Annotated in this window: 19 protein-coding genes and 1 pseudogene; 13 read left to right on the plus strand and 7 right to left on the minus strand. The window is 73.2% G+C overall.

The genetic code is table 11. The annotated features are described in order from the left end of the window. Positions 1-238 precede the first annotated feature (238 nt). From AB0E67_RS01615 to AB0E67_RS01630, 4 genes are all read left to right on the plus strand, one after another. Positions 239-871, plus strand: a complete 633-nt coding sequence (locus AB0E67_RS01615) for an AIM24 family protein (RefSeq protein ID WP_351525493.1) — start codon at positions 239-241, stop codon at positions 869-871. After that, positions 871-1,521 (plus strand): AIM24 family protein, encoded by a 651-nt coding sequence (locus AB0E67_RS01620; RefSeq protein WP_362019517.1) that lies wholly within the window; start codon positions 871-873, stop codon positions 1,519-1,521. Before AB0E67_RS01615 ends, AB0E67_RS01620 begins: the two co-directional genes overlap by 1 nt. Beyond that, a complete protein-coding gene (locus tag AB0E67_RS01625; RefSeq protein ID WP_362019520.1) occupies positions 1,518-2,282 on the plus strand; it encodes an AIM24 family protein in 765 nt (254 codons plus the stop codon). The genes AB0E67_RS01620 and AB0E67_RS01625 overlap by 4 nt, the downstream gene beginning before the upstream one ends. A 125-nt stretch (positions 2,283-2,407) precedes the next feature. After that, positions 2,408-2,890, plus strand: a complete 483-nt coding sequence (locus AB0E67_RS01630) for a MarR family transcriptional regulator (protein ID WP_362019523.1) — start codon at positions 2,408-2,410, stop codon at positions 2,888-2,890. A 170-nt stretch (positions 2,891-3,060) separates the two neighbouring features. Here AB0E67_RS01630 and AB0E67_RS01635 read toward each other — a convergent pair whose 3' ends face one another. Together AB0E67_RS01635 and AB0E67_RS01640 are read right to left on the minus strand one after the other, a co-directional pair. Beyond that, positions 3,061-4,524, minus strand: coding sequence for a HAMP domain-containing sensor histidine kinase (locus AB0E67_RS01635; protein WP_362019526.1), 1,464 nt, complete (start codon positions 4,522-4,524; stop codon positions 3,061-3,063). Next, entirely contained in the window at positions 4,521-5,186 is a 666-nt protein-coding gene (locus tag AB0E67_RS01640) for a response regulator transcription factor (protein WP_362019529.1), read from the minus strand. The genes AB0E67_RS01635 and AB0E67_RS01640 overlap by 4 nt, the downstream gene beginning before the upstream one ends. Before the next feature lie 116 nt (positions 5,187-5,302). Between AB0E67_RS01640 and AB0E67_RS01645 the strand changes: the two genes are divergently transcribed. After that, positions 5,303-5,914 (plus strand): PepSY domain-containing protein, encoded by a 612-nt coding sequence (locus AB0E67_RS01645; RefSeq protein WP_362019532.1) that lies wholly within the window; start codon positions 5,303-5,305, stop codon positions 5,912-5,914. Between the two features lie 216 nt (positions 5,915-6,130). On the opposite strand, the gene AB0E67_RS01650 is transcribed toward AB0E67_RS01645, so the two are convergent. From AB0E67_RS01650 to AB0E67_RS01665, 4 genes are all read right to left on the minus strand, one after another. After that, a complete protein-coding gene (locus AB0E67_RS01650; protein ID WP_362019535.1) occupies positions 6,131-8,443 on the minus strand; it encodes a serine/threonine-protein kinase in 2,313 nt (770 codons plus the stop codon). Between the two features lie 91 nt (positions 8,444-8,534). Then, positions 8,535-11,060 carry a protein kinase gene (locus AB0E67_RS01655; RefSeq protein ID WP_362019538.1) on the minus strand — a complete coding sequence of 842 codons (2,526 nt, stop codon included), beginning with the start codon at positions 11,058-11,060 and terminating at the stop codon, positions 8,535-8,537. 294 nt (positions 11,061-11,354) lie between these two features. Next, entirely contained in the window at positions 11,355-12,311 is a 957-nt protein-coding gene (gene meaB, locus AB0E67_RS01660; protein WP_362019541.1) for a methylmalonyl Co-A mutase-associated GTPase MeaB, read from the minus strand. A 161-nt stretch (positions 12,312-12,472) separates the two neighbouring features. Further along, positions 12,473-13,675: an acetyl-CoA C-acetyltransferase gene (locus AB0E67_RS01665; RefSeq protein WP_360113717.1), complete on the minus strand. Its 1,203-nt coding sequence runs from the start codon at positions 13,673-13,675 to the stop codon at positions 12,473-12,475. A gap of 135 nt (positions 13,676-13,810) precedes the next feature. Between AB0E67_RS01665 and mce the strand changes: the two genes are divergently transcribed. From mce to AB0E67_RS01700, 7 genes and pseudogenes are all read left to right on the plus strand, one after another. Further along, entirely contained in the window at positions 13,811-14,239 is a 429-nt protein-coding gene (gene mce / locus AB0E67_RS01670) for a methylmalonyl-CoA epimerase (RefSeq protein WP_362019543.1), read from the plus strand. A 164-nt stretch (positions 14,240-14,403) separates the two neighbouring features. Beyond that, positions 14,404-18,327, plus strand: coding sequence for a polarized growth protein Scy (gene scy / locus AB0E67_RS01675; RefSeq protein WP_362019546.1), 3,924 nt, complete (start codon positions 14,404-14,406; stop codon positions 18,325-18,327). Between the two features lie 346 nt (positions 18,328-18,673). Then, a complete protein-coding gene (locus AB0E67_RS01680; RefSeq protein WP_362019549.1) occupies positions 18,674-19,612 on the plus strand; it encodes a cellulose-binding protein in 939 nt (312 codons plus the stop codon). 90 nt (positions 19,613-19,702) lie between these two features. Next, positions 19,703-20,608 (plus strand): annotated as a pseudogene (locus AB0E67_RS01685) (ATP-binding cassette domain-containing protein); the annotation flags it as partial. Positions 20,609-20,832: 224 nt separating this feature from the next. Next, a complete protein-coding gene (locus tag AB0E67_RS01690; RefSeq protein ID WP_362019552.1) occupies positions 20,833-21,612 on the plus strand; it encodes an ABC transporter permease subunit in 780 nt (259 codons plus the stop codon). 217 nt (positions 21,613-21,829) lie between these two features. Beyond that, positions 21,830-22,966 (plus strand): ABC transporter ATP-binding protein, encoded by a 1,137-nt coding sequence (locus AB0E67_RS01695; protein ID WP_362019555.1) that lies wholly within the window; start codon positions 21,830-21,832, stop codon positions 22,964-22,966. Further along, positions 22,963-23,841: an ABC transporter permease subunit gene (locus AB0E67_RS01700; RefSeq protein WP_362019558.1), complete on the plus strand. Its 879-nt coding sequence runs from the start codon at positions 22,963-22,965 to the stop codon at positions 23,839-23,841. The genes AB0E67_RS01695 and AB0E67_RS01700 overlap by 4 nt, the downstream gene beginning before the upstream one ends. 64 nt (positions 23,842-23,905) lie before the next feature. Here the strand turns inward: AB0E67_RS01700 and AB0E67_RS01705 are convergent, their stop codons facing one another. Beyond that, positions 23,906-24,235, minus strand: coding sequence for an ATP/GTP-binding protein (locus tag AB0E67_RS01705; RefSeq protein WP_362019561.1), 330 nt, complete (start codon positions 24,233-24,235; stop codon positions 23,906-23,908). Positions 24,236-24,445: 210 nt separating this feature from the next. On the opposite strand from AB0E67_RS01705, the gene AB0E67_RS01710 reads away from it, so the two are divergent. Further along, the gene (locus tag AB0E67_RS01710) at positions 24,446-25,519 is read left to right on the plus strand and encodes an LLM class flavin-dependent oxidoreductase (RefSeq protein WP_362019563.1); all 1,074 of its coding nucleotides are present in this window, start codon (positions 24,446-24,448) and stop codon (positions 25,517-25,519) included. Positions 25,520-25,606 lie beyond the last annotated feature (87 nt).

Genomic DNA, 25,606 nt, shown 5'->3' on the forward strand with positions numbered 1-25,606 from the left:
CCCATTGTGGCATCGGCGCGGGCGGTCTCCGGCGCCGGGGGCGTATGTCCCCGGTCACGCGCGCGCACGCCGGGGGCGCGTCCCGTCGTCGTGCGCCTCCGGCGTGCGCCCGAGGCGATTCGTCCCGGGTCTGTGCGGATTCGGTACCGGGTGTGCATCAGGGGTGATTCAGGGGCGCTGTTCGGCCTCCGGGCCCTGTCCGGGCCGGGACGCTGCGGATACCGTCGGGCGGGTGGCGATGTTCCGACTTCAAGGCAGCAGAACTCTGGCCGTCGACCTGAACGGCGACGCCGTCAAGGCCAAGAACGGTTCGATGGTCGCGTACGACGGCCGGATGACGTTCAAGAAGATGACCGGCGGCGGCGACGGGCTGCGCGGCATGGTGACGCGCCGGCTGACCGGTGAGCAGATGTCCGTGATGCAGGTGACGGGCAAGGGCACCTGCTACTTCGCCGACCGCGCGAGCGAGATCAGCCTGGTCTCCCTGCACGGCGACAAGCTCTACGTCGAGGCGAGCAATCTGCTCTGCACCGACGCCGGCCTGCGCACCGGCACCACCTTCACCGGCCTGCGCGGCGGGGCGAGCGGCAACGGGCTGTTCACCACGACCGTCGAGGGCACCGGTCAGGTGGCGATCGTGTCGGACGGCGCGGCCGTGGGGCTGCGGGTCTCACCGCAGTACCCGCTGTTCGTCGACCCCGGCGCCTACATCGCCCACCAGGGGGATCTGCGGCAGCACCTCCAGTCCGGGGTGAACTTCCGGACGCTGATGGGCGAGGGCTCGGGCGAGGCGTTCCAGATGAGGTTCGAGGGCGAGGGGATCGTGTACGTCCAGCCCAGCGAGCGCAACACCCTGGGGGGCGAACTCTGATGCCGTTCCGTGAGATCAACGCGAAGATGGTCGAGGCGACGGTGGTTCCCGGCCAGAAGCTGTACAGCCAGCGGGGCGCGATGCTCGCCTACCGCGGCGAGGTCTCGTTCACCCCGAACATCCAGGGCGGCCAGGGCGGGATGCTGTCGATGATCGGCCGCCGGGTGGCGGGCGAGGCGACCCCGCTGATGACGGTCGAGGGGAACGGCACGGTGATGTTCGGCCACGGCGGCCATCACATCCAGGTGATCGAGCTGTCCGGGGACACCCTGTACGTCGAGGCCGACCGGCTGCTCGCCTTCGACGGCTCGCTCCAGCAGTCCACCATGTTCATGGGCTCGCAGGGCGGGGTGATGGGCATGGTGCGCGGCCAGGTGACCGGCCAGGGCCTGTTCACCACGACGCTGACGGGCCATGGGGCGGTCGCCGTGATGGCCCACGGCGGGGTGATCGAGCTGCCGATCACCCCGGGCGACGAGGTGCACGTGGACCCGCAGGCGTACGTCGCGCACCACGGCAATGTGCGCAACAAGCTCTCCGCCGCGCTCGGCTGGCGCGAGATGGTGGGACGCGGCTCCGGCGAGGCGTTCCAGCTGGAGCTGAGCGGCAGCGGCACGGTCTATGTCCAGGCATCGGAGGAGAAGCTGTGAGCACGCCCGTCGTCTTCGACCCGATGACGCTGCCCTCGGACGACAACGTCAACGCGTACACGTTCTGCGTGGAGCTGGCCGGAAGCCAGTGGTTCCTGCAGAAGGGCAAGATGATCGCCTACTACGGGCGGATCGAGTTCGACGGCGTCGGCCACGGCCGCTTCGAGCGGCTGCTGCGGACGAGCTTCCATTCGCCGCTGCACGCGAGCGACTGGGTGGTGGCGGAGGGCAGCGGCAAGATGCTGCTCGCGGACCGGGCGTTCGACGTGAACTCGTACGACCTGGAGGACGGGAACCTGACGATCCGTTCGGGCAACCTGCTGGCGTTCCAGCCGTCCCTGGCGCTCAAGCAGTCGATCGTGCCGGGGTTCCTGACGCTGATCGGCACGGGGAAGTTCGTGGCCGCGTCCAACGGCCCGGTGGTCTTCATGGAGCCGCCGCTCCGGGTCGACCCGCAGGCACTGGTGGGCTGGGCGGACTGCCCCTCGCCGTGCCACCACTACGACCACGGGTATCTGACGGGCGTGCTGGGCGGCCTGCGGGCGCTGACCGGGATCGGCGGCACCTCGGGCGAGGAGCACCAGTTCGAGTTCGTCGGCGCGGGTACGGTCCTGCTCCAGTCGTCCGAGGCGCTGCTGCCCGACCAGCCGACGGGCGCGACACCGCCCCAGCCGGGGGTGCCGGGCGGCTCGGGTCAACCCGGCGCCTCACACCGTCCGTCCGGTCAGCTCGGGGACCTCCAGCGTCGCTTCGGTTGGTGAACGGTAGCCTGCGCACTGTGACGCCGGGCGCCCGCACCCCGCGCTCCGAGCCGCGTTCGAGCCCGTACCGCGGACGCCGCACCTTTACTTCGTCCGTCTTTCAACTTCTTAGGTAGAATCGTCATATGGAGACCGAGACCGAGACCGCCACCCGCTGGCTGAACAACGCGGAGCAGTGCGCCTGGCGCACCCATCTGGAGGTCAGCAGACTGCTGATGCACCAGCTCGAGAAGGACCTCCAGCCCTTCGGCCTGACCATGAACGACTACGAGATCCTGGTCAACCTCTCGGAGTCGGAGGGTCAGCGCATGCGCATGAGCGACCTCGCCACGGCGACGCTGCAGTCCAAGAGCAGGCTCTCGCACCAGATCACCCGCATGGAGAACGCGGGCCTGGTCCGCCGGGAGAACTGCGAGTCCGACCGGCGCGGACTGTACGGCGTCCTCACCGAGCACGGCGCGGAGACCATGCGGAAGGTGGCGCCGCACCACGTGGCGTCGGTGCGCAAGCACTTCATGGACCTGCTGACGCCGGAGGCGCTGGACAACCTGCACACGGCACTGACCCCGGTGGCCGAGCATCTGCGCGGCCGACGCGGAAAGATCTGACCGCGGCGGAAGGATCCGACCGCGGGCGATGCGAGCTCGCGGGCGACGCGCCCCCGCGGGCCGCCCGGCCCCGCGGGCGGGACGAACCGCGCACGGCGTGACCTCGCGAGCGGCACGATCCCACGGGCGAGGTGGGGCCCACGGCACGGGGTGAGGGCGGGCCGTCCGGATCAGTCGGCGGCCGGCAGCCACAGCTCGAAGCACGCGCCGCCCTCCGGGGCGTCGCCCACCGTCAGCCGGCCACCGTGCCGTACGGCGACATCACGCGCGATGGCCAGACCCAGCCCGGCGCCGCCCTCGTCCCGGCTACGGGCGTCGTCGAGGCGTACGAAGCGTTCGAATACCCGTTCACGCTCGTTCGGCGGTACCCCCGCCCCGTCGTCGGTGACCGCGACGGCGACCCCGCCGCGCTCCCGACATACCGAGACCGTCACCACGTGCTCCGCGTGACGCTCGGCGTTGTCCAGCAGATTGCCGATCACCCGGGCCAACTGCCCCCGGGAGCCGGTCGCTTCGAGACCACCGGAGTCCGGTACGCGCACCGTGGGAGCGATCCGGTCGCCGGTGCGCTGGGAGACCTCCTCGTGGACCAGCACTCCCAGGTCGAGCGTCGTGCGGCCCGGCCGCTCCCCCGCGTCCAGCCGGGCCAGCAGCAGCAGATCGGCCGCCAGCGCCTGGAGCCGTACGGTGTCGGCGACGGCCCCCGGCAGGTCCAGCAGTTCCGGATGCGCGGCGCCCACCTCCAGCTGGGTGCGCAGCGAGGCGATCGGGCTGCGCAGCTCGTGCGAGGCGTCGGCGACGAAACGCCGCTGCCGCTCCACCGACGCCTCCAGGGCCGTCAGTGTCTCGTTGGTGGTACGGGCCAGCCGGGCGATCTCGTCCCGGGAGCCGGGCTCCGGCACCCGCCTGCTCAGGTCCTCGGACGCGGTGATCGCGGCCATCTCCCGGCGGATGCCCTCGACCGGGCGCAGCGCCCGGCGGGTCACCAGCCAGGTCACCCCGGCGACCACGACGAGCAGCACCGGCAGCCCGGCCAGCATCGCGGTGCGCACGCTGCCGACGGCCTCCCGCTCGGCCGCCAGCGGGGCACCCGCGTGGACGGTCAGGGTCGTCCCGGCGGGGGTGGTCGCCCGCACGGACGCGAAACGGTAGTCGGCCGTCTCGCCGTCGACGGTGGCGGTGCCGTTGTCGAAGTCCGGTTCGTCGGAGTCGACCTCGCCCCGGCCGGGTTCGGGGCGACCGCCGCCGTCGTCGCCGTCGTCCGACTCGTCGTCTCCCCCGGAGCCGGGAGCGGAGCCGTCGGGGCTCGCCGGTGCGGTGGAGGGGACCGGGGTGACGCGGTCCGTGCCGGTCCCGGAGATCGCCTCCAGGTCCTTCGACACGGCGACCACCCGCCCGTCCTCGTCCGTCACCTGGACCGGGTGGTCCTCCTCGTCGCGCGTCTCCAGCCGGTCGTACGGCACGCCGAGGGCGAGCTGCCCGGCGACCTCGCGGGCCACCACCTCGGCCTGGAGACCCGCCTGGCCGGTGAGGTTCGCGCGCAGCACGAGGAGCACGGCGAGCCCGGCCCCGACCAGTGCGAGCGCGACGACGGCGGTGGCGCCGAGCGCCGCCCTGGCGCGTACCGACCTCACGGCGCCTCCTCCAGCCGGTACCCGGCGCCCCGCACCGTGCGGATGAGTGCCGCGCCGAGCTTGCGCCGCAGCGCGCTGACGTACACCTCGACGATGTTCGGGTCGCCGTCGTAGGCGAAGTCCCAGACGTGTTCCAGGATGTCCGCCTTGCTCACCACCTGTCCGGGGCGCAGCGCGAGCTGTTCCAGCACCGCGAACTCCTTGGTGGTGAGGGGGATCTCGGTTCCGGCGAGACGGACCCGGCGTGCGGCGGTGTCCATGCGCAGCGCGCCGACGGTGACCACCGGCGAGCCGGAACCGCCGCCCCGGCGCCGCAGCAGCGCCCGGATCCTGGCGACCAGCACCACGTACGAGAACGGCTTGGTCAGATAGTCGTCGGCCCCGGTGTCCAGGCCCTCCGCCTCGTCGTACTCGCCGTCCTTCGCGGTGACCATCAGGATCGGCACGTCGTGTCCGGCGGCGCGCAGGGCGGCGCAGACCCGGTAGCCGTTCATCCCGGGCAGCATGATGTCGAGGACGACGAGGTCGTACGCGCCATCGGCGGCCCGGCGCAGCCCTTCGAGACCGTCGTGCACGACGTCCACGGCGAAGCCCTCGGCGGTGAGCCCGCCGGCCAGGGACGCCGCCAGCCGCTTCTCGTCCTCCACGATCAAAAGGCGCATGGATCCAGGGTCGCAAACCGACCCTGAAGGCGGCTTCAGCCTCCTTCAGGCTGCGTTCAGCATCACCCCGGCAGTGTGGGACCCGTCGATACCGACACCCGACCGGGAGGTACCCCATGAAGCGCAGGATCGTCGCCGCCGTCGCCGCGGCCGTGCTCGTCGGCGGCGGGACCGCCACCGTCGTGGCCTTCGCGGACGACGAGGGACACGACCGCGACGCCGCCCGCAGCAGCGCGCCGGGCGCCGGAACCGCCCGCGTGGACATCGGGGGCGCCACGGCCGCCGCCGTCAAGGCCGTCCCGGGCACGGTCGCCGAGGCCGAGCTGGACGACGAGGACGGCACGGTCGTCTGGGAGCTGGACGTGTACGGATCCGACGGCAGGTGGCACGACGTGACGGTGGACGCGGGCAGGGGCACGGTGCTCGGCACGCATGCCGCCGACGACCACGACGGCCGGGGCGCGGACGCCCCCCGCTCGGCCTCCGTCTCCCTGGACGCCGCCGTCAGGGCCGCGCTCGGGACAGCACCGGGCACGGTGACGTCGGTCGGCCTGGACGACGACCACGACGGCCGGGGCGGGGCGTCGCACTGGGAGGTCGAGGTCCGGGGCGAGAACGGCACGCACCACGAGCTCAACGTCGACGCGAGGACCGGGAAGGTCACGGCGGACCGGTCGGACGACGGCGATGCCCAGGGCAACCACCACGACGACCAGGACGACGACTGAGGTCTCGCGCCCGGGGTTACGACCTGAGGGAGCGACAGGGAGCGGATCAGGGAGCGTCGTCATGCGGCTTCGATCGCAAGGCGGAGGAGGGGGTCGATGCGGCGCATCGACAACCGACGACAACGCCGCAAGCGGAGTCGCAGGCGGCGCGAGCCCGCTCCCCATCGGTCCCCAGATCGTTGGGGGCCGCCGGTGGCGGCGGGTGGGGCGCGCGGCTCAGGGCGCGTAGCTCAGGACCGTCCCCTCGTCGAACGACAGGAAGACGACGTTCCCGCGCGCGACGAGCGAGATGCCCGCCGGGTCGCGCGGGGTGCCCGGTGTGGGCCATCCGTTCGGCGGGTCGCCGGCGAATCCCGGATCCCCCTCGGCGGCCAGGTCCAGGGGCGACACCTTGCGGTCGCCCACGACGAGGGCCCGGTCACCGGCCACGGACGTCCTGCCGAAGGTGTTCATGCCCTCGCCGCCCTCGTACGTGACCCAGTACTGCCGCCCGTCGGACAGTCCGAACGCGTACGTCCGCGTCCGGCTGCTCACCACGACCTTGCCGTCGCGGGACAGGGCGGGCCGGTAGGCGATGTCCACCCCGGCGGCGACCGAGCGGCGGTTCCGCGGGGCCGTCACGTCGACGACCGTCAGGCCGTTCGAACCGGAGCAGAGGAGCTGCCGCCCCTTCAGGACCGGCATGCGGCAGGCGATCTCACCGGCCGCGATGCCGCCCAGTCGGCTGCCGTCCGAGCCCTTCAGCACGGTGACGCCCTCGCCCGCCGCGACGAGCCGGCCGTCGGCGAAGGCCAGTCCGGCCCCGTCGGCCGGATCGTCCCACTCCTTGTCCCACACGAGCTCGTGCGTACCGGTGAGCCGACGGGCGAGGAGGTGGGCGCGGCCGGTGCCGCCGGGCTTCGTGGCGTAGTAGAGCACCCCGCCGGACTCGACGGAATCGGCCACGCGGGCGCCGCCGGGCAGCGGCTCCCGCCAGCGCTCGGCCCCGTCGGCCAGCCCGCGCGCGACCAGCGAGCCGTTCTCGAAGGCGTACACGGTGGTGCCGAGGACGGCGGCCACCCGGACCGGGCCGGTTCCCGCGCTCACCGGGTCGGTCGCCCAGCGCTTCTTCCCGTTCGCGGCGTCCAGCGCGGTGACGCGCCGCGGTCCGCCGCAGACCAGGGCGGTGTCCGTGAGGACGCACTCCGCCGGACCGCCGTCCTCGATCCGGCTCTTCCACGCCTGCCAGCCCGCCGGACGGGCGGAGAGTTCCGTGGCCGCCGTCCCGAAGTCCCCGGTGCGACCGGCGTCCGCGCCGGGGACGACGACGGCTGCGGCACCACGCCGGACGGCGGAGGCGGACGCGGACGCGGAGGCGGCCGGTTCACCCGCGCGGTCGCCGTCCCCGGCGTCCCGCCCGAGCACCCCCGGCAGCAGGACGGCCCCGAGCGCCGCGCACACCACGACGACGGCGGCCGTCAGCCCGATCCGCAGTGCCCGCTTCCGCCGTCCGTCACCCGGTGCGGCCACGGGCACGACCGGCGTCGGGGCGAAAGGCGGAGCGCTGCGGGCCGGTGCCGGGGTCGGCGCTCGGAGGGGCGCCCGCGGTACGGCGGGCAGCGGTGCGACCGCCGCCGCGACGGTCCGCGCCCCGGCCGCGTGCTCGTCGAGCAGTCCCCTGACCCCGTCCGTCCAGGCGAAGGCGCCCGGTGCCACCATCACCGCCCCCCGCCCCGGCAGCAGCATCTCGACGAGTTGGTCCGGGGTCGGCCGGTCCCCGGTCCCGATGCGCAGACACGCCTCGATCACCTCTCGCAACCGGGGCGGCACACCGGACAGTTCGGCCTCGCCCCGGGAGATCCGGAAGATCACGGCCGCCATGTCCGAGTCGTCGAACGGCCCCCGCCCCGCCGCCGCGAAGGCGAGCACCGCGCCCAGGCAGAACACGTCGGAGGCCGGGACGAGCGAGCGTGAGCCGTTGACGTGCTCGGGCGAGATGTAGCCGGGGCTGCCCACCACCACCCCGGTCCGGGTCAGCTGGGTGGCATCGAACGCCTGGGCGATACCGAAGTCGATCACCTTCGGCCCGTCCGCGCCGAGCAGCACGTTGCCGGGCTTGAGGTCGCGGTGGAGGACCCGCACGGCGTGCATGTCGGCGAGCGCGCGGGCGAGCCCGGCCCCCGTCTCGCGCACGACGTGCTCGGGCAGCGGCCCGACGCGGGTCACCGCCTCGGCGAGCGAGGGGCCCGGAACGTACTCGGTCGCCAGCCAGGGCAGCCGACCGCTCGCGTCGCCGCCCACCAGGGCCGCGGTGTGCGGGCTGCGGACGGCACCCGCCGCGTCGATCTCGCGCCGGAAGCGGATCCGGAAGCCGTCGTCGAGGTCGAGGTCCGGGCGCACGGTCTTCAGCGCGACCAGCCCGTCGAGCGGGTCGGCGGCACCCGCCGGACGCGCCAGGTACACCTCGCCCATGCCGCCCGCCCCCAGCAGCCCGAGTGGCTGGTACGGCCCGATCACTCCGGCCCGGCCGGGCGGAAGCGGCTCGATCACTGTGCGGCTCCAGGGCTGTTCGTCGGACGGTCCGGTTGCTGGTCGGACGATTCGGCTGTGCGTCAGGCGGTCGAGCCGCTCGTCGAACGGTTCACCCGGGCAGCGGCACGGAGACCGTGGTGCCGTCGTCGTAGACGACGTGGACGACGCCACCGACCGGCAGCACCTGCGGGTCGAGCAGTTCCTTGTCGAGCTCGACGCCGTTGGGCACGGGGTCGTACGTCGGTGTCCGGCTCGGCCCCGGGGCGCCCGCCGGCCGGGTCCGCTTCAGGGGGCCGAGGGTGCCGTCGTGACGGATCGGGACCGTGTACAGGGTGGTGCTGTCCGCCCACACCAGGGTGTCCGCGACGATCAACGGATCGGAGACCGGGTTGCTCATGCCCGGCGCCTGCTTCCCGCCGAGCGGGAACCGGCCGAGCGTGCGGCCGCCGTCACGGCTCACGACGACGAGTTCGTCCGGCACGCCCGGTGTGTACTCGTCGCCCCTCCGGCGGAGCGTGATCACGGTGTCGTCGAGCGCGGTCAGGCTCGCCCCGGCGACCAGTGCCCGGTCGAGCGGCACCCGCCCCTCCGCCTTGAGGGTCCCGGCCTCGTACCGCAGCGCGATCATGTCGAAGCCGAAGCCGGAGGGGTCGTCGTTCCTGACGTCGGCGGCGCAGAAGGCCGAACGGCCCCGCACCCGTAGTTCCCCGCAGCCCGTACTGGTGCGGCCGTTCCCCTCGCCCTGCACGGCCTCGCCACCGGCCGTGCCCAGCAGGGCGCCGTCCTCGGGCCGGAACGCCTTCGGCGCTTCCTCGCCGATCGCGTACAGCGCCTTTCCGTCGGTGGCGACCGGCCAGAAGTTGCCCTTCCGCGCGTTGGAGACGGTCTGCGGGGCCAGCGGCTTCTCCCACTTCCGGGTGCCGCTCGCGCGGTCGTAGGCGGCGAGCGAGGCACCCTCAGGGGTGGCTGTGGTCGCGGCGAAGACCAGGTCTCCGAGGACCCGCGGAGCACTGTGCAGGTCGTGCGCGCCACCGGACCCGGTCTCCCAGCGGACTGCGCCGGTCCGCGCGTCCAGCGACTGCAGCCGGCCGCCCGCGGCGAGCAGCACGGTGTCGTCGTGAACGGTGGGCCGGGTGGCGTCGGCCGGCATGAAGAACTGGCCGCGCGGCCCCCAGCCCGCCGCCCTGCTCGCCTGACCGGTGCCGAACGTCCACAGCCGGTGCCCGTCCGCCGCCGACAGCGCCTCGTACGTGCCGTCGACGAGTCGGCACACGAGCACGTCGCGGCCCGCGGAGCAGCCGATCGGCGACTGGGAGAACCTCCCCTTCCAGGACTTCTTCCAGCCCGCGGGCCGGACGTCGCGACCGTACGGGACCGTGCCCGAGCCGTCCGGTCCGCCGTTCTCGTCCACCCCCGCCACGATCCGGGCGGCGGGTGAACCGCCCTTGCCCGTCGCCCCGTCGGCGGTGTCGCGGTCGCCGTGGTTGTTCCGCCAGGCCAGGATGGAGCCGGTGGCCGCGCCCAGCACGATCAGGGCGGCGAGGGCGGCGCCCAGGGCGCGGCGGGAGCGGCGCGGGGGCGGGGCGAGGCCGGGGCCCTGGGTGGGCGCGATGTGCAGGCCGGGCGCGAAGTCGGTCCCCTGGGTGGGCAGTTGGTGGGGCGCCGCGTGGCTGCCGGTGGCGGCCTCGGTGGGGGTGTAGCCGGGCAGCAGGGGGCCGTCGAGCGCGAGGACGCGGGCCAGTTCGCGTTCGTACTCGGCGATGTGACGGGCCACCGGTTCCGGCCATCGCGCGGCGGCTCCCGGCTCCAGCCTCCGGGCGAGCTCCGCGGCGGTGGGGCGGGCGGACGGGTCGGCGGTCAGGCAGTCCGCCAGGACGGCGCGCAGCGCCTCGGGCACGTCGCCGAGATCGGCCTCGACGTACTTGACCCGGTAGAGCACGGCGGCGACCGGGCCGTCCCCGAACGGGTCGCGGCCGGTGGCGGCGAAGCACAGCACGCAGGCCAGGCAGAAGACGTCCGATGCGGGGACGACGCGTCCGCTTCCCGCCACGTGCTCCGGGGACATGAAGGCGGGGCTGCCGACCATGCGGCCGGTGGTGGTGAGCGGGGTGGCGCCGGGGTCCCGGGCGATCCCGAAGTCGATGAGGCGCGGGCCGTCCGCGGCGAGCATCACGTTGCCGGGCTTCACGTCGCGGTGGACGATGCCGGCCGCGTGGACGGCGGCCAGGGCGCGGGCGAGCCCGGCGCCGAGCCTCCGCACCTCGGCCTCGTCCATCGCCCCGGCGCCCCGGACGGCCGCGGACAGGGTCGGTCCGGCCACGTATCCGGTTGCCAGCCAGGGCACTTCGGCCTCGGCGTCCCCGTCGAGCAGCGGGGCGAGGTGGGGGCCGTCGACGGACCGGGCGACGGTGATCTCGCGGCGGAAGCGGTCGCGGAAGCCCGGGTCGCCCGCCACATCGCGGCGGACCGTCTTGACGGCGACCGGGACGCCGCCGCCGGTCCGGGCTCCGTCACCGGCCGGGCCGCCTTCGCGCAGCGCGAGGAAGACCTCCCCCATGCCGCCCGCCCCGAGCCTGGCCCGTACCCCGTAGGGCCCGATCCTTCTGGGCGAGTCCTCCCGCAACGGCCCCAGCATGCGCCTATCCCCCCGTCGACAACGCGCGCAGCGCCGGGGAACACCGGGGAAGGCCGGGTTCCGTCGCGTGCGTCCGGCGGTAATTTTGCCACGGACACGTCACGCTGCGCGGTCCCGGACCTGTCACGGGACGGCACCGGACCCGTACCCCCGGCGGCGGAACCGACGCACCGTCGGCCGCGTCGGCGCGGGGCCCGTGCCCCGGTGCCGGATCACGGCCGCCCGGCGGACCGGCCCGGCTCGGGGGTCCGGCCCGGAGGCGGCCGTGGCCGGGGACCCGCGTACCTCTTCCGCTCAGGCCTCGGTGAGCCCCGCCACCAGTTCGTCCGCCGCCGCGTACGGATCGAGGCTCCCCGTCACGATGCGTTCCGCGAGCGCGCCGAGGTGGCGGTCGCCGTGCAGATCGCCGATGCGCTCGCGCAGCCGCGTGACGGCGATGGTCTCGACCTCGCGGGCCGCGCGGGCCGTGCGCCGTTCGGCGAGGACGCCGCGCTCCTCCATCCACGCCCGGTGCTTCTCCAGCGCCTCGACGACCTCGTCGATCCCCTCGCCCCGGGCCGCGACCGTCTTCACGATCGGCGGGCGCCAGTCGCCGGGACCGCGGGCCTCGCCCAGGCCCAGCATGTGGTTGAGCTCGCGCGCGGTGGCGTCCGCCCCGTCCCGGTCGGCCTTGTTGACCACGTACACGTCGCCGATCTCCAGGATTCCGGCCTTCGCCGCCTGGATGCCGTCGCCCATGCCGGGGGCCAGCAGGACGACGGAGGTGTCCGCCTGGGAGGCGATCTCCACCTCCGACTGGCCGACGCCGACCGTCTCCACCAGGACCACGTCGCAGCCCGCCGCGTCCAGCACCCGGATCGCCTGCGGCGCCGCCCAGGCGAGGCCGCCCAGATGCCCGCGGGTGGCCATGGAACGGATGTAGACACCCGGGTCCGAGGCGTGCTCCGACATCCGCACCCGGTCACCCAGGAGCGCCCCGCCGGAGAACGGCGAGGACGGGTCGACGGCCAGGACGCCGACCCGCTTGCCGGCCCGCCGGTACGCCGAGACCAGTGCCGACGTCGATGTCGACTTGCCGACACCGGGCGAGCCGGTCAGGCCGACCACGTACGCGTTGCCCGTCAGCGGCGCCAGGGCCGCCATCACCTCGCGCAGCTGCGGCGACGCCCCCTCGACCAGGGAGATGAGCCGGGCCACGGCCCTCGGCCGGCCGGCCCGGGCCTGCTCGACCAGGGTGGGGACGTCCACCATCACCGCTCCGTTCACTCGCGCGTGCTCTACGTGTACTACGTACGGCCCACCCGGGCCGTTCCCGAGCCCGCCGGACGTACGGTCCGGACCCGCTCGTGTGCGTACGGTCCGTCCCCCGGGCGGACGTACGGTCCCGTCCCCGGGCGAGGGGCCGCTGCGGCCTACTTCTTCGGGACGCGGACGATCAGCGCGTCGCCCTGGCCGCCGCCGCCGCACAGCGCCGCCGCGCCGACGCCACCGCCGCGCCGCTTCAGCTCCAGCGCCAGGTGCAGCACCAGCCGGGCACCGGACATGCCGATCGGGTGACCGAGCGCGATGGCACCGCCGTTGACGTTGACCTTGTCGGAGGTGACGCCGAGGTCCTTCATGGACTGGACGGCGACCGCCGCGAACGCCTCGTTGATCTCGATCAGGTCGAGGTCCTCGACCTGGATGCCCTCCTTCTTCAGGGCGTGCAGGATCGCGTTGGACGGCTGCGACTGGAGCGAGTTGTCGGGGCCCGCCACATTGCCGTGGGCACCGATCTCCGCGATCCACTCCAGGCCCAGCTCCTCGGCCTTGGCCCTGCTCATGACGACGACGGCCGCGGCACCGTCGGAGATCTGCGAGGAGGTGCCCGCGGTGATCGTGCCGTCCTTGGTGAAGGCCGGGCGCAGCCGGGCGAGGGACTCGACGGTCGTCTCCGCGCGGATGCCCTCGTCCTTGGCGAAGAGGACCGGGTCGCCCTTGCGCTGCGGGATCTCGACCGGGGTGATCTCGGCCTCGAAGACGCCGTTCTTCTGGGCGGCGGCGGCACGCTGGTGGGAGAGGGCGCCGATCTCGTCCTGGGCGGCACGGGTCAGCCCCAGACGGGTGTTGTGCTTCTCCGTGGACTCGCCCATCGGGATGTTCTCGTAGGCGTCGGTCAGGCCGTCGTACGCCATGGAGTCGAGCATCTCGACGGCGCCGTACTTGTGGCCCTCGCGGGACTTCGGGAGCAGGTGCGGGGCATTGGTCATCGACTCCTGGCCGCCCGCGACGACGACGTCGAACTCACCGGCGCGGATCAGCTGGTCGGCCAGCGCGATCGCGTCGAGTCCGGACAGGCACACCTTGTTGACGGTGAGCGCGGGGACGTTCATCGGGATGCCCGCCTTGACGGCGGCCTGGCGCGCCGGGATCTGCCCCGCCCCGGCCTGGAGCACCTGGCCCATGATCACGTACTCGACCTGGTCGCCACCGATGCCGGCCCGGTCCAGCGCGGCCTTGATGGCGATGCCGCCGAGGTCGGCCCCGGAGAAGCTCTTCAGGGAGCCGAGGAGACGGCCCATGGGCGTACGCGCGCCCGCGACGATCACTGAGGTGGTACCGGTCGTTCCTGACATGAGCCGCAGCCCCTTGGGGTGAGATGTGAACGAGGGTTTACTCGAATGTACTGAGCGGTACTCCGCCCGTCATCCGGCAACGGGTGTGACGGCGCGCACGTTGCGTAACCATCGGTGGAGCGCTGCACTGGTTCCATGCTGACGCGAATCGACCACATCGGGATCGCCTGTTCCGACCTCGACAGGACCATCGATTTCTACCGGACGACCTACGGGTTCGAGGTGTTCCACACCGAGATCAACGAGGAGCAGGGTGTGCGCGAGGCCATGCTCAAGATCAACGATACGTCCGACGGCGGCGCTTCGTACCTCCAGCTCCTGGAGCCGATCCGGGAGGACTCCCCGGTCGGCAAGTGGATGGCGAAGAACGGCGAGGGCGTCCACCACATCGCCTTCGGCACCGCGGACGTCGACGCCGACGCCGCGGAGATCCGGGGGAAGGGCGTCAGGGTGCTCTACGACGAGCCGCGGACCGGGTCGATGGGGTCCCGGATCACCTTCCTGCACCCCAAGGACTGTCACGGTGTCCTGACCGAACTGGTCACGTCCGCAGCGGAGCACTGACCTCCGGATACCCGGCCCGGTAGAGTGAGCCGTTCCGGGCCGGGGCCGGGTCGGGGCCGCGGCGCGTCCCCAGCCGTTGATCTGTCACCATTCCCCGGGGGACCGTTCACCGGCGAACGGTACTCGTAGGAGAGTTGCGACCATGGGACGGATGGGACCGCGCAGTGCGGGGCTACGAACGCCAGGAGAGCCACCGAGCTGACGACGACCATCTCTCGCGGTTCGAAGCCGAGATGGACCGGCTGAAGACCGACCGGGAGAAGGCCGTCCAGCACGCCGAGGACCTCGGTTACCAGGTCGAGGTCTTGCGCGCCAAGCTGCACGAGGCTCGGCGCAATCTCGCGAACCGTCCCGCGTACGACAACGCGGACATCGGTTACCAGGCCGAGCAGTTGCTCCGGAACGCGCAGGTCCAGGCCGAGCAACTGCGCACCGACGCCGAGCGGGAGCTGCGCGAGGCACGTGCGCAGACGCAGCGGATCCTTCAGGAGCACGCCGAGCACCAGGCGCGGCTCCAGGCCGAGTTGCACAACGAGGCCGTGCAGCGTCGCCAGCAGCTCGACCAGGAGCTGGCCGAGCGCCGCCGTACGGTCGAGGCCCACGTCAACGAGAACGTCTCCTGGGCCGAGCAGCTGAGGGCCCGGACGGAGTCCCAGGCACGTCGGCTGCTGGAGGAGTCCAGGGCCGAGGCCGAACAGGCGCTGGCGGCGGCGCGGACGGAGACCGGCCGGCTGGCGGAGGAGACCCGGCAGCGGCTCGGGGCCGAGGCCGAGGCGGCCCGCGCCGAGGCCGAGGCGCTGCTGCTGCGCGCCCGCAAGGACGCCGAGCGGCTGCTGAGCACCGCCTCCGCGCAGGCGCAGGAGGCGACCAGTCACGCCGAGCGGCTGCGGTCGTCGACGACCGCCGAGACCGAGCAGGCGCGGCAGCAGGCCGCGGAGCTGAACCGGGCCGCCGAGCAGCGCATGCAGGAGGCCGAGACCCGGCTGCGCGAGGCCCGGCTGGAGGCCGAGAAGGTCACCTCCGAGGCGAAGGAGGCGGCCGTCAAGCGGCTGGCCGCCGCCGAGTCGGACAACGAGCAGCGCACGCGGACGGCCAGGTCGGAGATCGCCCGGCTGGTCGGCGAGGCCACCAAGGAGGCCGAGACGCTCAGGGCGGAGGCCGAGCAGGCGCTCGCCGACGCCCGTGCCGAGGCGGAGCGGCTGAAGTCCGAGGCGGCCGAGAAGGCCCGTTCGGCCGCGGCCGAGGACGCCGCCGCCCAGCTCGCCAAGGCCGCCAGGTCCGCCGAGGAGGTGCTGACCAAGGCGTCCGAGGACGCGAAGTCCACCACCCGGGCGGCGAGCGAGGAGGCCGAGCGGATCCGCCGCGAGGCCGAGGCCGAGGCGGACCGGCTGCGCGACGAGGCCGCCGAGCAGGCCGACCAGCTCAAGGGCGCGGCCAAGGACGACACCAAGGAGTACCGGGCCAAGACGGTCGAGCTCCAGGAGGAGGCGCGCCGGCTGCGCGGCGAGGCCGAGCAGCTGCGTTCCGAGGCGGTCGCCGAGGGCGAGCGGATCCGGGGCGAGGCCCGCCGCGAGGCCGTCCAGCAGATCGAGGAGGGCGCGAAGACCGCCGAGGAGCTGCTGGCGAAGGCCAAGAGCGACGCGGAGGAGCTGCGCGCCACCGCGAGCACGGAGAGCGAACGGGTCCGTACCGAGGCGTCCGAGCGAGCCGCCTCGCTGCGCAAGCAGGCCGAGGAGGCCCTGGAGCGCGCCCGCGCCGAGGCGGAGCAGCTGCGGACCGAGGCCGAGGAGCAGGCCGAGTCCACCACCACCGCGGCGGAGCGGGCGGCGGCGGAGCTGCGCGAGGAGACCGAGGGCGCGGTGGCGGCCCGGCAGGCGGAGGCGGCCGAGGAGCTGTCCCGGCTGCGGACCGAGGCCGACGCCAAGGTCACCGCCGCCGAGCAGGAGCTCACGGACGCGCGCGCCGAGGCGGAGCGCATCCGGCGCGAGACGAACGAGGAGTCCGAGCGGCTGCGCGCGGAGGCCGCCGAGCGGCTGCGGGCGCTGCGCGAGCAGGCGGAGGCGGAGGCGGAGCGGCTGCGCGACGAGGCCGCCGCGGACGCCTCGCAGGCGCGGGCGGAGGGCGAGTCCACGGCCGTACGGCTGCGGTCGGAGGCCGCCGCGGAGGCGGAGCGGCTCAAGTCCGAGGCCAAGGAGAGCGCCGACCGGCTGCGGTCGGAGGCCGCGGCCGCCGCCGAACGGGTGGAGGCGGAGGCCACCGAGGCCCTGGAGGCCGCGCGGGAGGAGGCCAACCGGCGTCGCCGGGAGGCGGAGGAGACCCTCGGCTCGGCTCGTACCGAGGCGAACCAGGAGCGCGAGCGGGCCCGCGAGCAGAGCGAGGAACTGCTCGCCTCCGCCCGCAAGCGGGTCGAGGAGGCGCAGGCCGAGGCCCAGCGCCTGGTCGAGGAGGCGGACGGCCGGGCGACCGAGCTCGTCGCCGCGGCCGAGCAGTCCGCCCAGAAGGTGCGGGACGCGGTCAGCGGGCTCCACGAGCAGGCCGAGGAGGAGATCGCCGGGCTGCGCTCGGCCGCCGAGCACGCCGCGGAGCGGACGAGGTCCGAGGCGCAGGAGGAGGCGGACCGGGTCCGCACCGACGCGTACGCGGAACGCGACCGGGCGGGCGAGGACGCGGCCCGGATCCGTCAGGAGGCGCGGGAGGAGTCCGAGGCCGCGAAGGCGATGGCCGAGCGGACCGTCGCGGAGGCGATCGCCGAGTCCGAGCGGCTGCGCGCGGACGCCGCGGAGTACAGCCAGCGGATGCGTACCGAGGCGTCCGACTCGCTGGCGTCGGCCGAGCAGGACGCGGCGCGCAGCCGGGCCGAGGCCCGCGAGGACGCCAACCGGATGCGGTCCGAGGCCGCGACCCAGGCCGACCGGCTGGTGGGCGAGGCGACGAGCGAGTCCGAGCGGCTGCGCACCGAATCGACGCAGCAGGCCACCGAGCTCGTCGACACGGCCACCCAGCGGGCCACGCAGCTGGTCGAGGAGGCGACGGGACGGGCCGCGCGGCTGGTCGACGACGCGACCCAGCAGGCCGCGCTCCTCGTCGACGAGGCGAAGCAGCAGGCCCAGCGGGTGACCGGCGAGGCCGGGGACGAGGCGGAACGGCTGCGCGCGGAGGCGGCGGCCACCGTCGCGTCGGCGCAGGAGCACGCGGCCCGTACCCGCGAGGAGGCGGAGCGGGTGCGCGCCGAGGCGGAGGCTGCGGCCGAGCGGATGCGGAGCGACGCTCGCGAGGAGGCGGACCGGCTGCTCGACGAGGCGCGGAAGACGGCGGCGAAGCGCCGTGCCGACGCCGCCGAGCAGGCGGACCAGCTCGTCGAGAAGGCTCAGGAGGAGGCGCTGCGCACCGCCACGGAGGCGGAGAAGCAGGCCGACACGATGGTCGGTGCGGCCCGCAAGGAGGCCGTGCGGATCACCTCGGAGGCGACCGTGGAGGGCAACTCCCTGGTGGAGCGGGCCCGTACGGACGCCGACGAGCTGCTGGTCGGCGCGCGCCGGGACGCCACGGCGATCCGGGAACGGGCCGAGGAGCTCAGGTCCCGGATCGAGAGCGAGATCGAGGAGCTGCACGACCGGGCCCGGCGGGAGACCGCCGAGCAGATGAAGACGGCGGGCGAGCGCGTCGACAAGCTGATGAAGGCGGCGACCGAGCAGCGCGAGGACGCCGAGGCCAAGGCCAAGGAGCTGCTGGCGAACGCGAATTCGGAGGCGAGCAAGGTCCGGATCGCCGCGGTGAAGCGGGCCGAGTCGCTGCTGAAGGAGGCCGAGCAGAAGAAGGCGTCGCTGGTCCGCGAGGCCGAGAAGCTGCGGGCGGACGCCGAGGCCGAGGCCGAGCGCATGGTGGACGAGGGCAAGCGCGAACTCGACGTGCTGGTACGCCGGCGCGAGGACATCAACACCGAGATCTCGCGCGTGCAGGACGTGCTGGAGGCCCTGGAGTCGTTCGAGACGCCGTCGAGCGGCAAGGGTTCGGGCGGTGGGTCCAACGGCGGCGTCAAGGCCGGTGCCTCCGCGGGCTCCCGCGCGAACGGCAAGTCGTCCGGCTAGTGCCGGGAGGGGCACCAGTGCCGTGACCGGCGGACGTCGCCGGTCACGGAACGGAGACCATCTGACGGGCCTCGTACAGCGGACGGCGGTTCGAAGCCGGTCCCGATGTCATGACCGGCGGCGGCCACCCGAATGGTCGTCACCGGTCACGGAAGCGGCGCCGACATCACGTCATGTCCGCGCCGAGAAAGGGGAGTTCGAGCCCGTGGGTGGCAGGCGTTACGGGGGGCCGGCCACTCAAAAGGGGCGTCATTCTCCAGATCAAACCTGCATCCACTCGATGACACGCCGTTCCGGCGCCTAGGATTCCCCCTAACACCTCACCGGTCTCTTCGACAGGAACCCCATGAGCGACCCTTCCTCCCCTTTCGGCTTCGAGCTCGTGCGACGCGGATACGACCGCGGTCAGGTGGACGACCGCATCACCAAGCTCGTCGCCGACCGTGATAGCGCCCTCGCCCGCATCACGTCTCTGGAAAAGCGCATCGAGGAGCTGCACCTCGAGACGCAGAACGCCCAGGCCCAGGTGACCGACGCGGAGCCGTCGTACGCCGGCCTCGGCGCGCGGGTGGAGAAGATCCTCCGCCTGGCCGAGGAGGAGGCGAAGGACCTGCGCGAGGAGGCCCGTCGCGCCGCCGAGCAGCACCGCGAGCTCGCCGAGTCGGCCGCCCAGCAGGTCCGCAACGACGCCGAGGCGTTCGCGGCCGAGCGCAAGGCGAAGGCCGAGGACGAGGGCGTGCGCATCGTCGAGAAGGCCAAGGGCGAGGCCGGCACGCTGCGTGCGGAGGCCCAGAAGGACGCCGCGCAGAAGCGCGAGGAGGCGGACGCCCTCTTCGAGGAGACCCGCGCCAAGGCCGCCCAGGCCGCCGCGGACTTCGAGACCAACCTGGCCAAGCGCCGCGACCAGTCGGAGCGCGACCTCGCGTCCCGTCAGGCCAAGGCCGAGAAGCGCCTCGCCGAGATCGAGCACCGCGCCGAGCAGCTCCGCCTGGAGGCCGAGAAGCTCCGTACGGACGCCGAGCGCCGTGCCCGCCAGACGGTCGAGACCGCACAGCGTCAGTCCGAGGACATCGTGGCCGACGCGAACGCGAAGGCCGACCGGATCCGCAGCGAATCGGAGCGCGAGCTGGCGGCGCTCACCAACCGCCGCGACTCGATCAACGCCCAGCTGACGAACGTCCGCGAGATGCTGGCGACGCTCACCGGTGCCGCGGTGGCCGCCGCGGGCTCCCCCTCCGACGAGGAGTCGTCCGGCCGCGGCGTCCCGGCCCAGCAGAACCGCTGATCCGTACGACCGTACCCACGCGTACCCCCTGACGCGCCCGGTTCCGCCCCTGTGGTGGCGCCGGGCGCGCGGCCGTTCTAGCGTGAACTCATGATCGAGCTCGATGGCCTCACCAAGCGCTTCGGGAACAAGGTCGCCGTCGACCGGCTCTCGTTCCGGGTCCGCCCCGGGATGGTGACGGGTTTTCTGGGACCGAACGGGGCGGGCAAGTCGACCACGATGCGGATGATGCTCGGGCTCGACAACCCGACGAGCGGTTCGGTACGCATCGACGGCAGGCACTACCGCGACCTCGACGAACCCCTGAAGCACGTCGGCGCGCTGCTGGACGCCAAGTCGATGCACGGCGGGCGCAGCGCGTACAACAACCTGCTCTGTCTCGCGCAGAGCAACCGCATCCCGGCGAGCCGGGTCGCCGAGGTGCTGGAGACCGTCGGTCTGACCGCGGTCGCGAAGAAGAAGTCCAGGGGCTTCTCGCTCGGGATGGGCCAGCGGCTCGGCATCGCGTCGGCGCTGCTCGGCGACCCGCGGGTGCTGCTCTTCGACGAACCCGTCAACGGGCTCGACCCCGAGGGCATCCACTGGATCCGCAATCTGATGAAGGCGCTGGCCGCGGAGGGCCGGACCATCTTCGTCTCGTCGCACCTGATGAGCGAAATGGCACTCACCGCCGACCATTTGATCGTGATCGGCCAGGGTCGGCTGCTCGCCGACACCTCGATGGCCGATTTCATCCAGCAGAACTCCCGGAGTTTCGTCCGGCTGCGCTCCCCGGACCGGGAGCGGCTGCGGGATGTGCTGCACGCGGAGGGGCTGGTCGCGGTCGAGGCGGGGAGCGGCGTGCTGGAGATCGACGGCACCACCACCGAGCTGCTGGGCGAGCTGGCCGCCCGGCACCGGATCGTGCTGCACGAGCTGAGCGCCCAGCGGGCCTCCCTGGAAGAGGCGTTCATGCGGATGACGGCGGACTCGGTGGAGTACCACGCGCACTCGGAGCCGGGCACGGAGTCTCCGCCCCCGGGCCCGCGCTGGGACGAACAGTACGACCGGCGCCCCCTGACCGCGGGCGCCCCCGGCCCCGCCGGTGCGATCGACCCCGACGGCACGACCGGTACCACGGGCACGACCCGCACCACAGGCACCACCGCCACCACGGACACGACCGGCACCACCGCCACCACTGGCACCACAGGCATCACCGGCAAGGAGGTCTGACGACGATGGCATCGGTACCCGCGGTCCTGACCTCCGAATGGACCAAGATCCGTACGGTCTCGTCGACCGTCTGGACGCTCATCGCCGCGTTCGGCGTCACCGTCGTGATGAGCGCGGCGATCTGCGCGCTGATGAACGCTCAGTTCGACAACCTTCCGCCCATGGAGCGGGCCACCTTCGACCCGACCCCGATCAGCTTCTCCGGTCTGACCCTCGGACAGCTCGCCATGGTCGTCTTCGGCGTCCTGGTGGTCGGTACGGAGTACAGCTCGGGCATGATCCGCACCTCGCTGGCGGCCGTGCCCCGGCGCGGCACGTTCCTGTTCGGCAAGATCGCGGTGGCCGGCGTGCTGGCGCTGGCGGTCGGTGTCCTCACCGCCTTCGTCTCGTTCTTCCTCGGTCAGGCCCTGCTCGGCGACCTCGGCACGACCATCGGTGCGCCCCATGTGCTGCGGGCGGTCATCGGCGGCGGGCTGTACATGGGCCTGATCGGGATCTTCTCCATGGGCGTGGCGACCATACTGCGCAGTTCCATGCTGTCGCTGGGCATCCTGATGCCGTTCTTCTTCCTGGTCTCCCAGATCCTGTCGGTGGTGCCGGTCGCGAAGAAGGTCGCGCGCTACTTCCCCGACCAGGCCGGGCGCAAGATCATGCAGGTGGCTCCCGACGCCCTGAACGGCGACCCGAGCCCCTACGGACCATGGGGCGGGCTCGGCATCCTGGTGGCGTGGGTGGCGGCGGCGCTGGTCGGCGGGTACCTCCTGCTGAGGAAGCGCGACGCGTGAACGGCGGGCGAGGAGCCCGTACCCGGGGTGACGCCTCCGCTCCGGAGGCACGCCGTCCGGTCCCCCGCGCATCCGGTCCGCGCGGCCGGGCGGGCGCCACCCGTCGGAACGACTTGGCCGCCACCGTCAAGGGCTGGATATCCTCGTAACCCTTACGGGGGGTGTGCGGCCGGACGGCCCGGCCCCGACGACGGACAAGAGTCGATGGGGCTGAAGCATGATCGAGGCAGTCGGCCTGACCAAGCGCTACGGCGCTGTGACGGCCGTGCACAACCTTTCCTTCCAGGTGCGGCCCGGCACCGTCACCGGATTCCTCGGCCCCAACGGGTCGGGCAAGTCCACGACCATGCGCATGATGCTGGGCCTGGACCAACCGACCGCCGGTCATGTCACGATCGGCGGCCACCCCTTCCGGCACCTGCCGAACGCCCCGCGCCAGGTCGGTGCGCTGCTGGACGCGAAGGCCGTGCACGGCGGGCGCAGCGCCCGCAACCACCTCCTCTCGCTCGCCCAGCTGGCGGGCATCCCCGCCGCACGGGTCGACGAGGTGCTCGGGGTCGTCGGCCTGCACGAGGTCGCGCGGAAGCGGACCAAGGGCTTCTCGCTCGGGATGGGCCAGCGGCTGGGGATCGCGGCGGCGCTGCTCGGCGACCCCCAGGTGCTGCTCTTCGACGAACCCGTCAACGGGCTCGACCCCGAGGGCATCCTCTGGGTCCGCAACCTGATGAAGGCGCTGGCCGCGGAGGGCCGGACGGTCTTCGTCTCCAGCCACCTGATGAGTGAGATGGCCCTCACCGCCGACCACCTGATCGTGATCGGCCGGGGCCGGCTGCTCGCCGACATGAGCGTGAAGGACTTCATCGCCGCCAATTCCGCGGACTTCGCCCGGGTGCGGGTCGCGGACGGCGACCCGGACGGGCGGGAGAAGCTCACCGCCTCGCTCATCGAGGCGGGCGGCCAGGTGCTGCCGGAGCCGGACGGGGCCCTGCGGATCACCGGCCTGGCGCTGCCGAGGATCAGTGACGTGGCCCATGAGGCGGACGTCCGGCTGTGGGAGCTCTCGCCGCACCAGGCGTCGCTGGAGGAGGCGTACATGCGGATGACGCAGAGCGCCGTGGACTACCGTTCGACGACGGACGAGAAGGCCGGGCTGCACCAGCTGGTGCCGGACGACGGGCACGGACCGCGGCAGCAGATCCCCGAGGTGCCGCAGCAGGGCTGGTACGCCCCGCCGCCGCCCGGAAAGGACCCGTCCGCGACACCCGCCGAGCCCGTCGGGAGCACCGGGAACGCCGGTTTCGCGGCGGCCCCCGCGGACCCGGCCAGGAGCGAGACCAGCGAGGAAGCCCGATGACGACACCGCCGACGCCAAACCCGCAGGCACCGGGCCTGCAGCACGCACCCCTCCCCCACGGGAACGGGCAGCAGGCACCGGTCGGGTACTACGCCTCTCCGATCCCCCTGCGGCCCGCCACCCTCACCGACGCGATCGCCTCCGAGTGGACCAAGATCCGCTCGGTGCGCTCCACGGTGTGGACGCTCGGCGTCATGCTCACCGTGGTGCTCGGCCTGGGCCTGCTCATAGCCGCGATGATCACGCTGACCGACTCCGATCTGGGCGACGTCCCGGAGCTCAGCTTCGGTTTCTTCGGGGTGCTGCTGGGCTCGATCTGCGTGATCACGCTCGGCGTGCTGACCATCACGTCCGAGTACGGGACGGGCCTGATCCGGACGACGCTGACGGCCTGCCCCAGCCGTACCCGCGTACTGACCGCCAAGGCGGCCGTCTTCTTCGTGCTGACCTTCGCCGTCACCACCGTGTCGGCCACCGTGGTCGCCGTGGTGCAGGCGTCGCTGCTGCACGGCAAGGAGCCGCGCACGGACGACTGGCTGCGCGCCACGATCGGCGTCGGGCTGTACGTCGCGCTGCTGGGGCTGCTCTCCCTGGCGGTCGGCGCACTCGTCCGGCACTCCGCCGCCGCCGTCACGATCATGATCGGTGTGGTGCTGCTGCCGCTGGTCCTGGGGATCTTCATGTTCTCGCGGTCCCTGGCCGGCCTGCGCGAGGCGTTCTTCATGTACTCGATCCCGAGCCAGCTCAGCGCGTTCTACGACACCTCGGTCACCGGTTTCGGCCCCTCCGGCTGGGATTCGCTGTGGATCATGCTCGGGTTGACGGCCGTGGCGATGGGCGCCGCCTACGCGGTCCTGGAGCGCCGCGACGTGTGACCGGCCGACGGCCCGGAACGGCCGTCCGGGAAGGGAGCCCGGGGCCCGTGGAGGGACGGCCGGCTCAGTAGCGGGGCGCGTTCCTGGACCGCTGTACCTGTGTGGTGCGGCGGTCCTTCGCGTTCCAGCACGCCTTGTGCCAGTGCCGACGGTCGTCGATGCCGCCGTACTCGGACCAGGCCACCAGGTGCGGGACGCCGGGCGGGATCTCCTGGTCGCAGCCGGGGCAGCGGTACCGCTTGCCGGCCGCGCTCGCGCCGCTCACCGGGCGCACCGACCACTCCTCCCCGCGCCACTCCTCGACGCGTCCGCCGCTGCCATATCGGATCCCCTCCTCCGCGCCTCGCTCGGGGAAACTCTCGCCGCCTCGGGGGCGGTTGCGGCGCGGGGACACGGGACACCTCACAGACGGGCCGGCGGTTTTCCCCCAGCGTAGGGCCATTCGGCCGAGCCCTGCGCCCCATGTCGTGCGGGAACGTTCCCTCTGACTTTGGCGACTTACCGGACAATCCGAACAACTTGCCGCTGCCCGTGCCCTTGGCACGTGTCAGACGTTGTTGCCCGTAGGGGAGAGACCGCGTCGGCCGCAAGGAGGCAATTGGCGATGCGCGTGGGAACGTTCGTACTGGCAGCCCAGTTTCCCGGACAGGGGCCGGGGGAAGCGCTGCATCGCGCGATCCGGTCCACCGAGGTCGCGGAGGAGTCCGGGCTCGACTCGGTATGGCTGGCGGAGCACCATTTCGTGCCGTACGGGGTCTGCCCGTCCGCCGTCACCCTGGCCGCGCTGCTGCTCGGCCGCACCCGCAGGATCCGGGTGGGTACGGCGGTGAGCGTGCTGCCGACCCAGCACCCCGTCGCGCTCGGCGAACAGGCAGCGCTGCTCCACCTCACCACCGGCGGCAGATTCACCCTCGGCGTCGGCCGGGGCGGCCCCTGGGTGGACCTGGAGGTGTTCGGCGGGGGCCTGGAGGCGTACGAGAAGGGCTTCCCGGAGTCCCTGGAGCTGCTGCTCGACTGGCTGGCCCGGCCGAGGGTCGCGGGGAAGGGGCCCCGGTACGACTTCCGAGAGGTGGCGGTCGTCCCCCGGGCCGACGAGCCGCTCGCCGGGTTCGGCGGTGCCGCCCCCGGGGACGAGGGGCCCGGGGGCGACGGTTCCGGCGCCCCCGAGGTGGTCGTCGCGTGCACCTCGCCCCGGACGGTCCGGCTCGCCGCGGAGCGCGGGCTGCCGATGCTCCTGGGCATGCACTGCGGGGACGAGGAGAAGGCGGAGATGATCGCCCTGTGGCGCTCCACCGCCCTGGCCGCGGGCCGTTCGCCGGAGAGCGTCCGGGCGGCCGGGCACGTGTCCGCCGGGGTGGCCCAGATCGCCGACCGGACCGAGGACGCGGTGGAGTCCCTCGTCAAGGCGATGCCCGGCTGGCTGCGGGAGGGTCTGGACGCCCATGTGACGGTGGACGGACGGCACCGGGTGATGCGCGACCCGGTCGCGTACACGGAGCTGCTGTGCGGCCTCCATCCGGTGGGTCCGCCCCGGCTGGCCGCCGACCGGCTCGCCGCCACCGCCGAGCGGACGGGCATCACCCGCTTCGCGCTCCTGGTGGAGGGCTCCGGAGACCTGGCGGCCACGGAGGAGAACGTGGCACGGCTGGGCACGGAGGTGCTGCCGCTCCTCCACTGAGCCGTGGTGGGGGTACGTGCTGCCGCCCCGGATCCCGTCGCACCTCCCGCGGTCCGGAACAGCAGCGTACGCACGCACTCAGGGCCT

The sequence above is a fragment of the Streptomyces sp. NPDC032161 genome (assembly GCF_040636995.1).
Taxonomy (GTDB): Bacteria; Actinomycetota; Actinomycetes; order Streptomycetales; family Streptomycetaceae; genus Streptomyces.